The 12,738-nt window shown below is 69.9% G+C and carries 6 protein-coding genes and 6 pseudogenes; 4 read left to right on the top strand and 8 right to left on the bottom strand.

The genetic code is table 11. The features are described 5' to 3' along the window. Window positions 1-3: 3 nt before the first annotated feature. Together H0I39_RS16365 and H0I39_RS16360 are read right to left on the bottom strand one after the other, a co-directional pair. Complete coding sequence (locus H0I39_RS16365) at window positions 4-438, bottom strand: ribulose bisphosphate carboxylase small subunit (RefSeq protein ID WP_180551193.1); 435 nt, start codon at window positions 436-438, stop codon at window positions 4-6. Window positions 439-626: 188 nt separating this feature from the next. Continuing rightward, window positions 627-2,093, bottom strand: a complete 1,467-nt coding sequence (locus H0I39_RS16360; RefSeq protein ID WP_180551192.1) for a form I ribulose bisphosphate carboxylase large subunit — start codon at window positions 2,091-2,093, stop codon at window positions 627-629. 110 nt (window positions 2,094-2,203) lie between these two features. On the opposite strand from H0I39_RS16360, the gene H0I39_RS16355 reads away from it, so the two are divergent. After that, a complete protein-coding gene (locus H0I39_RS16355; protein WP_180551191.1) occupies window positions 2,204-3,142 on the top strand; it encodes a LysR family transcriptional regulator in 939 nt (312 codons plus the stop codon). Window positions 3,143-3,170: 28 nt separating this feature from the next. On the opposite strand, the pseudogene H0I39_RS16350 reads toward H0I39_RS16355, so the two are convergent. The 6 genes and pseudogenes from H0I39_RS16350 to H0I39_RS24650 all read right to left on the bottom strand — a co-directional run. Continuing rightward, window positions 3,171-4,459, bottom strand: a pseudogene (locus H0I39_RS16350) (heme biosynthesis protein HemY). A 4-nt stretch (window positions 4,460-4,463) separates the two neighbouring features. Beyond that, on the bottom strand, window positions 4,464-5,477 hold the full coding sequence (locus H0I39_RS16345) for a uroporphyrinogen-III C-methyltransferase (RefSeq protein ID WP_373368310.1): 1,014 nt from the start codon (window positions 5,475-5,477) through the stop codon (window positions 4,464-4,466). 346 nt (window positions 5,478-5,823) lie between these two features. Further along, window positions 5,824-6,626: pseudogene (locus H0I39_RS16340) on the bottom strand (uroporphyrinogen-III synthase). Between the two features lie 5 nt (window positions 6,627-6,631). Further along, window positions 6,632-7,555, bottom strand: a complete 924-nt coding sequence (gene hemC, locus H0I39_RS16335) for a hydroxymethylbilane synthase (RefSeq protein ID WP_180551190.1) — start codon at window positions 7,553-7,555, stop codon at window positions 6,632-6,634. Window positions 7,556-7,984: 429 nt separating this feature from the next. Further along, window positions 7,985-8,725, bottom strand: a complete 741-nt coding sequence (locus tag H0I39_RS16330; protein WP_180551189.1) for a LytR/AlgR family response regulator transcription factor — start codon at window positions 8,723-8,725, stop codon at window positions 7,985-7,987. Between the two features lie 349 nt (window positions 8,726-9,074). Next, window positions 9,075-9,416: pseudogene (locus H0I39_RS24650) on the bottom strand (sensor histidine kinase); the annotation flags it as partial. A 568-nt stretch (window positions 9,417-9,984) separates the two neighbouring features. Between H0I39_RS24650 and argH the strand changes: the two are divergent. From argH to H0I39_RS24235, 3 pseudogenes are all read left to right on the top strand, one after another. Continuing rightward, a pseudogene (argH, locus tag H0I39_RS16320) lies at window positions 9,985-11,438 on the top strand (argininosuccinate lyase). Between the two features lie 469 nt (window positions 11,439-11,907). Then, window positions 11,908-12,213, top strand: a pseudogene (locus H0I39_RS24240) (type IV pilin protein); the annotation flags it as partial. Between the two features lie 109 nt (window positions 12,214-12,322). Next, window positions 12,323-12,709: pseudogene (locus tag H0I39_RS24235) on the top strand (GspH/FimT family pseudopilin); the annotation flags it as partial. Window positions 12,710-12,738: the final 29 nt, after the last annotated feature.

Here is a 12,738-nt window from a genome sequence, read left to right as displayed (position 1 = left end):
CGCTCAGTAGCGCTCGGCCTCGGGCTTGTCGGTGGCGTAGCTGTGCACCGTGTAGCGCATCGAACGGCCCTGCACCTCCTGGCGCACCAGGCCGAAGCCGGGTTCCTTCTTCGGCCGGTTGACGATGAAGCTCATGGCGATGCTTTCCACGCCGCGCGTCGAGTCGAAGGCCATCAGGCGGATGTAGTGGTTGGGGAAGGCCTTGCGGCAGTCCTTCAGCTCGCCCAGCACGCCGGCGGCGTCCTTCAGGTCGAACATGGGCATGCCGAACATCTCCCAGTAGGTGTTGCGCGGGTGCGGGTCGTCGGTGTATTCCACGCTCCAGGCATAACCCTTGTTCAGACCGTATTCGATCTGCGCCGTAATCTCGGCGTCGGTCAGGTCGGGCAGGAAGCTGAACTGGCCTTGCGTGAGGCGGCCGGTGGGGTTGGTCATCATGATGGGCGCTCCTTTGGGGCTCGGAGAAAAGGGTCAGAAGTCCGTACGCAGAGGACGCAGAGGTTTCGCAGAAGGCGCAGAAGATTCAATGGAATGCAACCGTAGACACCAGCAAAGAATTTCTGTGTTTCTTCTGCGTCCTCTGCGAAACCTCTGCGTCCTCTGCGTCCGGCTGTTGGGGTTTGGGGTCAGGCCACCGCCGGCGTCACCGCGTAGTCGCTGGTGTCGGTGCTCGCGTAGTTGAAGCTGATGTCGCCCCACGTATCCAGCGCGGCCTTCAGCGGGCCGCAGTGCTTGGCGGCGTCCTTCAGGATCTGCGGGCCTTCGTTCTTGATGTCCTTGCCTTCGTTGCGGGCCTTGACCATGGCCTCCAGCGCCACGCGGTTGGCCACGGCGCCGGCCTGGATGCCCTGCGGGTGGCCGATGGTGCCGCCGCCGAACTGCAGGATCACGTCGTCGCCGAACAGGTCCAGCAGCTGGTGCATCTGGCCGGCGTGGATGCCGCCGGAGGCCACGGGCATGACCTTCTTGGTATCGGCCCAGTCCATGTCGAAGAACAGGCCGCGCGGCAGGTCGGTCTTCGTATACGCGTCGCGGCAGACGTTGTAGTAGCCCTGCACGGTGAGCGGGTCGCCCTCCAGCTTGCCGACGGCGGTGCCGGTGTGCAGGTGGTCGCTGCCGGCCAGGCGCAGCCACTTGGCGATCACGCGGAAGCTCACGCCATGGTTCTTCTGCCGCGTGTAGGTGCCGTGACCGGCGCGGTGCATGTGCATGATCATGTCGTTCTTGCGGCACCAGTTGGCCATGCTCTGGATGGCCGTCCAGCCGATCACCAGGTCGACCATGACGACCACGCTGCCCAGGTCCTTGGCGAACTCGGCGCGCTCGTACATGTCTTCCATCGTCGCGGCGGTGATGTTCAGGTAGCTGCCCTTCACCTCGCCGGTGGCGGCGCTGGCCTTGTTGACGCCGTCCATCACGTACAGGAAGCGGTCGCGCCAGTGCATGAAGGGCTGCGAGTTGATGTTCTCGTCGTCCTTCATGAAGTCCAGGCCACCCTTCAGGCCTTCGTAGATCACGCGGCCGTAGTTGCGGCCCGACAGGCCCAGCTTGGGCTTGGTGGTGGCGCCCAGCAGCGGGCGGCCGAACTTGTCGAGGCGCTCGCGCTCGACCACCAGGCCGGTGGGCGGGCCCTTGAAGGTCTTGACGTAGGCCACGGGGATGCGCATGTCCTCCAGGCGCGCGGCCTTCAGCGGCTTGAACGAGAACACGTTGCCGATCAGGCTGGCCGTCATGTTGGCGATCGAGCCTTCTTCGAACAGGATCAGGTCGTAGGCGACCCAGGCGAAGTACTGGCCGGGGTTGTTGGGCACCGGCTCCACCTTGTAGGCCTTGGCACGGTAGCTGTCGCAGGCCGTCAGGCGGTCGGTCCACACCACCGTCCAGGTGGCGGTGCTGGATTCGCCGGCCACGGCGGCGGCGGCTTCCTCGGGGTCCACGCCGTCCTGCGGCGTGATGCGGAACAGGCAGATGGTGTCCGTGTCGCTGGGCACGTAGTCGGGCATCCAGTAGCCCATCTGCGTGTACTTCAGCACGCCCGCGCTGTAGCGCTTCTTGGCGTCGGTGATCTGACCTTCGGTGGTGGCGGCGGACATCGGGGGCTCCTTGTGGATCGGTCGGTGGGACGTCGATGGCGTGAAATATAAAAACTCACTTAAGTAAGGTAAATTCACATTTTCTTATCAATGGGTTCAGAAATCACTGAATGAGGAACGCCACCTTTCGCCAGCTGCGGGTGTTCAGCGAGGTCGCCCGCCACCTCAGCTTTGCCCGCGCGGCCGAGGCGCTGCACCTCACCCCGCCCGCGGTGACGATGCAGGTCAAGGAGCTGGAAGCCCATGTCGGCCTGCCGCTATTCGACCGCTCGGGCCGCCAGGTGGCGCTGACCACGGCGGGCGAATACATGCTGGTCTACGCGCGCCGCATGCTGGCCACGCTGAAGGACGCCGAGGATGCCGCCGCGCGGCTGAAGGGCGTGGAGCTGGGGCAACTGGTGATCGGCATGGTGAGCACGGCCAAGTACTTCCTGCCCAAGCTGCTGGCGCGCTTTCGTGAAGAGCACCCCGGCGTGGACATCCGCCTGGCCGTGGGCAACCGCGAGCAGCTGGTGGCGCTGCTGCACGCCGGCGAGGTGGACATTGCCATCATGGGCCGCCCGCCCAAGGAGCTGGCCACGCGCGCCGAGCCCTTCGCCGCGCACCCGCACGTGTTCGTGGCGCCGCCGGGGCATGCACTGGTGCACGCGGGCACGGTGCTGCCGGGGCAGCTGGGCGATCAGCCCTTTCTGATGCGCGAAAGCGGCTCCGGCACACGCGCCGCGCTCGAGCAGTTCCTGGAAGCGCAGCACGTGACGGTGAGCACCGCCATGGAGATGTCCAGCAACGAAACCATCAAGCAGGCGGTGATGGCCGGCATGGGCCTGTCGTTCCTGTCGCTGCACACCATCGGCCTGGAGCAGCGCCACGGCCTGATCGCGGTGCTGGACGTGCGGGGCGCGCCGGTGGTGCGGGCCTGGAACTGCGTGCACACGCTGTCCAAGCTGCTGTCGCCGGCGGCCGAGGCGTTCCGCTACTTCATGCTCGAACGGGGAGAACGATTCCTGGCGGCGGAATTCAGCCCCGTGCCCGAGAACGCGGCGCCCTGACCCGCGCCGCCGCGGCGCACAGGGGCGGCTACCCGGCCCCGGCGTCGGCCGCGCGCTTCCAGGCCTGCGCGGCAGCGGCTTCGTCGCCCCGCTGTTCGGCCAGCTGCGCCAGCGCGCGCCAGGCGTGGCGACGCAGGCCGTCGTCCTGCAGCGAGCGCGCCGCCTGCGCCAGCAGCATCTGCGCCCGGCCCCACAGGCCGCGGTGCAGGCAGGCCATGCCGGCCAGGTACTGCAGGGTCGGATCGCGCGGGTTGGCCTGCGCGGCGGATTCGATGCGGGCCAGCCACTCCTGGTCGGACGCCTCGCCGGTGGTGAGCATGCCCGCCTCCAGCACGCGTGCCAGCCGCACACGCTGGGCGCTGGAGAAGGATTCGGGCAGCGCCAGCATCTCGTCCCACACCGGGTGCAGCCACTGGCGCGCCACCGCATGGTCGCCCCCAGGGCCAGCAGGCGCTGGGCGGCGCGCAGGGCCAACTCGGGCGTGCGGCGCTCGGCGGGGTCGAGCGTGTCCCACACCGCCTGCAACTGGCCCGGATCGTGCGCCTGACCGATCAGCTCGGCCGACAGGCTGCGCACCAGGCTGCGCGCGGCCTCGGGCGAGAAGGCGCGGTGCTTGGCCAGCAGGCGCGCGGTGTCCATGGCGTCGGCGATGCGGCCGTGCTGGCGCGCCGCCTTGAGCTTGATGCGCAGCGCGGCGGTGCGGCGCTGGGCGCCGGTGGGCAGCTCTTCCAGCCGGGCCAGGGCGCCGGCCGGGTCGCGGTCGTTGAGCGACCAGCGGGCAGCGCGCAGCAGCACGCCTTCGCGCAGTTCTGCGGCGGTGCCCGGGCGGGCGGCGGTCTTCAGCGCCTGGTCCAGGTGCGTGTCGCGCGTGGCGTGGTCCTGCAGGGCATGGGCGCTTTCGGCCGCCGTCACGTGCGCCAGGGTGCGCAGGGCCGTGGCGTGCGGCGGCGCATCGCCCGCCTCCACCAGCGCCTGCTCGCGCGCCAGCGCACCCTCGGCCGCCTTGCGCGCGCGCAGAAAGCGCCCGGCGGCATATTGCGTCATGGCGTCCAGCAGCGCGGTGTGCGTGGCGCGTTCGCGCTGCTGGGCGCGCCAGCGGCGGGCCTGGCGCGGCAGCTCCAGCGCCGCCGTCAGCGCGCGCAGCGCCAGGTGCAGCAGCACGAACAGGCCGACCAGCAGCAGCAGCACCAGGTTGACCGACAGGTCCACCCGGTGCGGCGGCCAGAAGATGGTGACGGTGCCGTCGTTGTCGCCCGTGAACAACGCCAGCGCCACCGCTGCCGCGAACAGACCCATGAGCCACAGGGCGGCGCGCATCGCTTCAGCGCTCGCCGGCGGTGGCGTTGGTGGCGGCCACGGCGTTGCCCAGGGCCACCAGGGTGTCGTCCACGCGCGGCAGGTCGGCCGATTTGGTGCTGGCCTGGATCTGCTGCAGCAGCGTGGCGGCGCCCTGGGTGCGGCGCGAGGCCGGGTCGAACCAGGTGCCGAGCGAGGCGGACGCCGCCGCAAGGTCGCTGCGTGCCGCCTCGTACTGCCGCGCCAGGATGGCCAGGCGCGCGCCTTGCAGGCGCAGCTTGAGGTTCTCGCGCACGAAGAACACCTGCTCGGGCGCCATCATGCTGGCCTCGGGCCGCTCGACACGGCTCACGCGCAGCAGGCCCTGGGCCTCGGTCTGCACGTTGTGCCACAGGCGGGCCCACCAGCTTTCGGGGGCCGGCGCCGGCGCGCCGCGCAGGCCGCCGTTGCCCATGCTGGCGCGGCCCACGTCGTTGGCGGCGGGCAGGTCGTCAACCTGGCGCAGCAGCTGGTCGATGCGCGACAGCAGGCCGGCGGTGTCGGGGATGCTGGCGGCCTTCACGCGCTCCAGGTCGCGCGCGACGGTGCGCACCACCGGCGACAGCCGCGGGTCGCTGGAGCGCGCCAGGCGCCGCTCGGCGGTGCGCAGCGCTGCCAGCAGGGGCTCGACGCTGCCGGTCAGCTGCGCCTGGTCCTGCGCCACGCGCACGGCGGCTTCCAGCTCCACCGCCAGGTTCTCGTCGCGCGCACGCGCCACGCTTTGCACCAGGGTGTCGAGCTGCGCGCGGTAGGCCACCATGTCGGCCACCTTGGTTTCCAGCGCGGCCACCTTGCCGGTCATCTCGCGCGTGGATTCCTCGGCCTGGCGCGCCAGCGTGCGCGCCTCGACCGACTGGTTGCCCGTTTCGGCACTCTGGCGTGCCAGCTGCTCCTGCATGCCGGCCACCTTCTGCCACAGCAGCACGCTCACCGTGAGGCCCACCGCCGCCAGCAGCCAGGCGGCCACCAGGCCGGGCTGCACGCCACGCACGCGCACCACGCGCCGCAGGCTGGGCGCGAGCCGGTGCTACCGGCGGTACGGAAGGGGATGGGGCCGCCTCCGGCGCCGGCAAGGCCGGCGGTGCAGCCGGCGCGGGCGGCAAGGCGGGGGTCGGCTCGGCGGTCATGCAAGCTGGCAACGGCCGTTGGACGCGCCCGAGCGCAGCGCGCCGGGGTGCCACGCAAGACGCGAGGACGGCACAGGCGCGTGCCTGTCAAGACGAGCAACGCCGCATGGCGCGGCCAGGGCGGTGCGATCGGGTGCGTAGCGCGCTCACTCCCCAGATGAACGCCATCGAAGCAGGAGAGGTCAATGTTCATGAGGCTGTGTTGAAGAGCGCAGGCGGTCAACTGCTGTTGCCCAGGTTCAAGGATTCTATCGACGCGGCCACCGCCTCCAGCGTGGGCCGGGTGTCGTGCACGGCGCCAAAACCGGCCGCCCGCGCGGCATCGCCGATGCGCGGGTGCGTGACCAGTGCGCGCGCGGCCGACCAGTCGGTGCCGGGCAGGCACTGGCACAGGTTGGTGATGGCCTCGGAACTGCTGAACAGCCACAGCGCGCCGTCGGCCGCCGCCGCGCGGGCGCGCGCCTGCTGCGCGGCACTCAGCTGGGGCGGCAGGCGGCGGTAGGCGGCCACCTGGTCAACCTGCGCACCGGCCCCCACCAGCTGCGCCACCAGCCAGTCGCGCCCGGCCGCCACGCCATCGGCGCCGCCACCGCGCACGATGAGCACGCGCGTGCCGGCCCGGCCTGCGGCGCCACGCGCGCCCACAGCGATTCGGAGTCGAACTGCGGCGCATCATGGGCCGGCGCATCGATGCGCGCGGCCGGCCAGCCGGCGCGCAGCAGCGCGGCGGTGGTGCCCGGGCCGGGCGACCACGCTCTGGTATCAATAGCTGCCAGCACTTGCTGGACGGGCGCCAGAGCCTGATTTGGCTGCAAGAACCCATCCACCGCATTGCCGCTGACGAACATGGCCGCGTGGTAGTCGCCCAGGCGCGTGCGCGCGTCCGCCAAGTCGCCGGCCATGGGCTCGGGCACGATGTCGATGAGCGCGAAGGCTTCGGCGCCGATGCCGCGCCCGGCCAGCTGCAAGACCCAGCGTTCGGCCTCGCGCGCGGGGCGGGTCACCAGCACGGGCGGTGGCATGGCGGTCAATGCGCGCCGCCGGCGCGCAGCTCGGCCGCCACGCGCTCGCCCAGGGCTGCGGCGGCGGCCAGATCGGCCACCGGGGCGCGGCCTTCGGCCGTCACCAGACGCGGCGCGCCTTCCGGGTCGCCCCAAGCGGCGCGCAGGTGCACCACGCCATCGGCCAGCGTGGCATGCGCGGCCAGCGGCATCGAGCAGCTGCCGCCCATGGCGCGGCTGACGGCGCGCTCGGCGGCCACGGCCAGCCAGGTGGTCTGGTCGGCCAGCGGGGCCAGCGCGCCCGCCAGATCGGCGCGGCCGGCGCGGATTTCGATGCCCAGCGCGCCCTGCCCCGCCGCCGGCAGCATCTCGTCGGTGCTGAAGATGTGGCGGATGCGGTCGCCCAGGCCCAGGCGCTTGAGGCCCGCCGCCGCCAGCACGATGCCGGCGTACTGGCCCTCGTCCAGCTTGCGCAGGCGCGTGTCGAGGTTGCCGCGCAGCGGCTCGATGCGCACGTCCAGGCGCTGCATTTTCGAGAGCGCCGCGCGCAGCAGCACGGTGCGCCGCAGGCTGGATGTACCGATCACGGCGCCGGGCGGCAAGTCGGCCAGCGTGGCGCAGCCGGCCGACACCCAGGCATCGCGCGGGTCTTCGCGCGCCATCACGCAGGCCAGCTCAAAGCCGGCGGGCAGCTCCATCGGCACGTCCTTCAGCGAATGCACGGCGATGTCGGCGCGGCCTTCTTCCAGCGCGGTTTCCAGCTCCTTCACGAACAGGCCCTTGCCGCCGACCTTGCTGAGCGTGCGGTCCAGGATCTGGTCGCCGCGCGTGGTCATGCCCAGCAGCGCCACGGCGTGGCCGCGCGCCCGCAGCAGGGATTGGACGTGCTCGGCCTGCCACAGGGCCAGGCGGGACTCTCGGGTGGCGATGGTGATTTGCGGGGAAGACATGGGCTGGGATGCTAGCGGATGCGTGGCGGCGGCTGCAGCGCATGCGGCGCATGGCGTGTGCGGCGTCGTGGGTGGCGGGCCATGCGGCGCGGCCGGGCCGTCGATCTGCCAGCGGCTGCGCGATCACCCCGTGTGGGAGCGGGCTGGCCCGCGATGGGGTGTGTGCAAAGTGGGCCGAGCGCCCTCATCGCGCAGTCCGGCACCCAGCCGCTCAGAAGAGAATATGGGGAGTATATGAATCTAGCGCCCGTCCACCGGGCGCTATCGGATAGGCATGCAGGGAGTATATTGACCCTCCCCTCGATTCGCGCTATCGCTGCAGGCGCGAGCGCCGCACATGCAGCCCGATCGTTACCGCCGCCAGGCGACAAGCCTCTCCAGCACGCCGCCAGCCGTCACCCACCGCCCGGCCGCGCGAGCCGCACACCCTCACTCGCCCAGCGCCTCGCGCACCGCCGCCACCTGGCGGCGCGAGACCATCAGCACCTCGTCGACGCCGGCCAGGCGCACCGCCCAGCCTTCGCCCTCTTCCGCGTCGTGGTGCCGCACCAGGGCGCGGATGGCGTGGCGCGCCACCAGCGCGTTGCGGTGGATGCGCAAAAAGCGCTCGGGGTATTTGTCTTCCAGCTGGCTCAGGCTGCCGTCCAGCAGGTGGCTGGCCTCGGCGGTGCGCACGGTGATGTACTTCAGCTCGGCCTTCAGGTACAGCACCTCGGCCAGCGGCACGCGCACGGTGCGGCCGCGTTCGGCAATGACCAGCCAGTCCGGTGCCGAATCGGCTTCTCGCGCAGGCTGCAGCTGCGCCAGGCGCTCCACTTTCTGCAGCGCCGCCTGCAGGCGCTCGCGCCGCACGGGCTTGGTGAGGTAGTCCACCGCCTCTACCTCGAAGGCCTGCACGGCGTGCTCGGCGTGCGCGGTGACGAACACCACCAGCGGTGGGTGCGGCACGTCGCGCAGCGCGGCGGCCAGTTGCAGGCCGTCAGCGCCGGGCATGTGGATGTCGACCAGCGCCACGTCGAAAGGCTGGTGCTGCGCCAGTGCCAGCGCCTGGGCGGCGCTGTCGGCCTCGCCGGTGGGCAGCGCCGCGGGCTCGCGGCAGTCGCCCAGCAGCACGCGCAGGCGCGCGCGCGCCAGCGGCTCGTCGTCCACGATCAGCACACGCAGCGTCATCGCTCCCCCTGGCAGGCATCGGCACCTCGATGCGGGCCTGATAGACATTGCCCGCCAGCGCGGTGCGAAAGCCGCCCTGCAGGTCGTGCAGCAGCCGCAGGCGGTCGCGCACATTGGCCAGCGCGATGCCGTGGCCGGCCTGGCCCTGCCCCGCGGGCACGGTGTTGGTCACCTTGATCAGCGCCACCTGCCCGCGCAGCTGCGTGGAGATGCGCACCTGCGCGCCGCTGGCGCTGGGCTCCACCCCGTGCTTGACGGCGTTCTCGACCAGCGGCTGCAGGATCAGCGGCGGCAGGCGCGCGGCGTTCGCGCGCTCGTCCAGCGACCACTCCACGCGCAGGCGCGGGCCGAAGCGCACCTGCTCGATCTCCAGATAGCGGCGCGCCAGCTCGATCTCCTGCCCCACGGTGGAGCTGTCGTCGCGCTCGGCCAGCGCATGGCGGAACAGGTCGGACAGGTCCTCCAGCACCAGCTCGGCCTTGGCCGGCTCTTCGCGCACCAGGGCGATCGCGGTGTTGAGCGTGTTGAACAGAAAGTGCGGGCGTATGCGCGACTGCAGCTCGGCCAGCCGCGCCGTGGTGGCCGCCGGCGTGCGCCCGCGCACGCGCCAGGCCAGCCCGGCCACCAGGCCCGCGGCCAGCAGCGCGCCGGTGCAGGCACTGGCCAGCCAAGGCGGCGAAGCCCCGGTCATCCCCAGCAGCGCCAGGGTGCCGCAGGCATACAGCCCCGCCAGCGCGCCCAGCACCACGCCGGCGCCCATCTGCAGCGCCCAGGGCAGGCGCGCCAGCGGCCGCTTCAGGCTGCAGCCCACCACCAGCCACAGCAGCGTGGCGGGCAGCGCGCCGCCGGTGATCAGCGCCACGCGGCTCACCCAGTCGGACACACCGCTGGCCACATACATCAGCCCGACGGCGACCACCACCTCGACATACAGCACGGCGCGCAGGATCACGCCCACCTGGCAGGCGTCGAACACCAGCACCGGCGCGGCCTTGGCCCGGGCGCGCGGCAGCGTGCGCTCGGTGAAGGTCGATAGAATTTGAGAGTCTTTCACGTCTCCCCAGGGGACGACGCCGGTGGCCGGGCAGACCCCGGCCACGGCGTCCTGGCTTGGCCTGCTCCGCGGCCCTTCGATGGTGGAGGTGACATGCGCTGTGATCGACAAAAAGGCTGCCGCACAGTTTAGGCCGCGCTGCCTGACGTTCATCCTCCGCACCGTGCCGTCCGTCGACGGGTGCCAAATTCTTCTCTTTATTGCGATGTCATCCAACCAACTCGACAAGAAATCCGAAGCCTGGTCCGCCCTGTTCAGCGAACCCATGAGCGAGCTGGTGCAGCGCTACACCGCCAGCGTGTTCTTCGACAAGCGGCTGGCCGCGGCCGACATCCAGGGCAGCCTGGCGCATGCCGACATGCTGGCCGCGCAGGGCATCATCAGCGCCGACGATCTGGCCGCCATCCGGCGTGGCATGGCCACCATCAGCTCTGAAATCGAGAGCGGCGCGTTCGAGTGGAAGCTGGCCCTGGAAGACGTGCACCTGAACATCGAGGCGCGCCTGACGCAGCTGGTGGGCGACGCCGGCAAGCGCCTGCACACCGGCCGCAGCCGCAACGACCAGGTGGCCACCGACATCCGCCTGTGGCTGCGCGGCGAGATCGACCTGATCACCGGCCTGCTGCGCGAGCTGCAATCGGCGCTGGTCGAGGTGGCCGAGAAAACGTCGACGTCATCCTGCCCGGCTTCACCCACCTGCAGGTGGCGCAGCCGGTGAGCTTTGCGCACCACCTGCTGGCGTATGTGGAGATGTTCGCGCGCGACGAGCAGCGCATGGGCGACGTGCGCCGCCGTGTCAACCAGTTGCCGCTGGGCAGCGCCGCGCTGGCCGGCACCACCTACCCGCTCGACCGCGAGCGCGTGGCGCGCACGCTGGGCATGGTGAATGACCAAGGCGAAGCCTGCGTGTGCCAGAACAGCCTGGACGCCGTGAGCGACCGCGACTTCGCCATCGAATTCGCCGCCGCCGCGAGTCTGGTGATGGTGCACATCTCGCGCCTCAGCGAAGAGCTGATCCTGTGGATGAGCCAGAACTTCGGTTTCATCAAGATCGCCGACCGCTTCACCACCGGCTCGTCGATCATGCCGCAGAAGAAGAACCCCGACGTGCCCGAGTTGGCGCGCGGCAAGACCGGCCGCGTGGTCGGTCACCTGATGGGCCTGATCACCCTGATGAAGGGCCAGCCCCTGGCCTACAACAAGGACAACCAGGAAGACAAGGAGCCGCTGTTCGACACCGTCGACACGCTGCGCGACACGCTGCGCATCTTCGTCGAGATGATCGGCGGCCAGCCCAACCCGGCCACCGGCGCCAAGGAAGGCGGCATCACCGTCAACCCGCAGCCCATGCAGGCCGCCGCGCAGAAGGGCTACGCCACCGCCACCGACCTGGCCGACTACCTGGTGAAGAAGGGCCTGCCCTTCCGCGACGCGCACGAAACCGTGGCCCACGCCGTCAAGGCCGCCGAATCGCACGCCTGCGACCTGTCGGAACTGCCGCTGAAGGTGCTGCAGGAGTTCCACCCCGCCATCGACAAGGACGTCTACGACGTCCTCAGCCTGCGCGGCAGCCTGGAAGCGCGCAACACCCTGGGCGGCACGGCACCGGCGCAAGTCAAGGCGCAGATCGCCCGACATCGCGCTCGGTTGGGCAACTGACCGCCCAATAACGGGGAGTATCACACGCCAGCGCCCGTCATGAGGGCGCTAGCGGACAGGTGGATGGGGAGTATACATCTGTCCGCCATACCTTCATGCACGCCGCTCACCGTCAACGCGCCGGCCCCACGCGGTAGGCCCTCGCCGTCGCCCCGTCGTCATCCGGCGACCCTTCTTCCGTCGCCGCGCGATCCGCAACATCTTGCTACATGCGTGCGACCGTCTTTCCAGGCGCAGACTCGGTCTCCACACGCATGGGGCGGCGGAAGCGCCCACCACACATACTCCCCTCGCTATCAAACAGGGAGTATTCACGTCATGCCAAGGTATTAACTTCAGCTGTTTCTTACCGTTCGTCTTGTTACATTTACCGCTGGTCGGCACTTAGGCACGGCGCGACATATCTCCTCGCCTTTCGCGCGCAATCGATAAATTCGACTGGAATCAATTTATCGATAGCCATTAACTCATGCGCACCCACCGTCGTTTCCAAGCTGGCTTCACGCTCATCGAAGTGATGATCGTGGTGGCGATCATCGGCATCCTGGCGGCCATAGCGCTGCCCTCGTACAACGCCTATGTGGTGCGCACCAACCGCGCCGCAGCCCAGGCGTTCATGCAGGAAGTGGCCAGCCGCCAGCAGCGCTATCTGCTGGATGCGCGCAGCTTTGCGGCCGACATGTCCGCCCTGGGCATGAGTGAGCCGGCCAAGGTCGCCAACGCCTACACGATCACGACCGCGTCGATAGCCGATGCCAAGCCGCCCGCCTTTACGGTGACCGCTACGCCCAAGGGCAGCCAGGCCACCAACGACACGGACTGCAAAGTGTTGACGCTGGACCAGGCTGGCACCAAGACAGCCACAGGCGACAAGGGGTGGCAGGATGCTGGTAAAGCCCACACTGCGCCGCGCCCGCGGCTTCACCATGATCGAGTTGATGACCGTCATCTCGATCATTGCGATCCTGGCTACCCTGGCGGCGCCGTCTTTCCGAGGGTTCGTCGCCAACCAGCGCATCCGCAACGCGTCGTTCGATCTGATGGCGTCGCTCAGCCTTGCCCGCAACCAGGCCATCTCGCAGAACAGCAGCGTCAGCTTCGAGAAGAAGGGCAACGCCTGGAATGACGGCTGGCAAGTCACCGACGGCACCCATGTGTTCGGCAGTCAGGCGGGCTACAAGAACCTGAAGATCACCGACTCGGGCGGTCTCGGCAAGCTCACCTACGGCCGCGATGGCCGATCCACCACCAATGCCACCAAGTTCACGGTGGAACCCGAACCTGCCATCTCGGGTGTCGA

Source organism: Ottowia beijingensis (genome assembly GCF_013423955.1).
In the GTDB taxonomy this organism is placed as follows: domain Bacteria; phylum Pseudomonadota; class Gammaproteobacteria; order Burkholderiales; family Burkholderiaceae_C; genus Ottowia; species Ottowia beijingensis.
Note: the sequence above shows the minus strand (reverse complement) of the source record. Positions and strands in the feature narration are given on the sequence as shown.

What these genes read in the sequence shown, in the direction of transcription:
- hemC (WP_180551190.1), bottom strand. Translation starts at nt 7,555, where the DNA reads ATGTCTTCCCCGCAAATCACCATCGCCACCCGAGAGTCCCGCCTGGCC.
- H0I39_RS16365 (WP_180551193.1), bottom strand. Translation starts at nt 438, where the DNA reads ATGATGACCAACCCCACCGGCCGCCTCACGCAAGGCCAGTTCAGCTTC.
- H0I39_RS16360 (WP_180551192.1), bottom strand. Translation starts at nt 2,093, where the DNA reads ATGTCCGCCGCCACCACCGAAGGTCAGATCACCGACGCCAAGAAGCGC.
- H0I39_RS16330 (WP_180551189.1), bottom strand. Translation starts at nt 8,725, where the DNA reads ATGACGCTGCGTGTGCTGATCGTGGACGACGAGCCGCTGGCGCGCGCG.
- H0I39_RS16355 (WP_180551191.1), top strand. Translation starts at nt 2,204, where the DNA reads ATGAGGAACGCCACCTTTCGCCAGCTGCGGGTGTTCAGCGAGGTCGCC.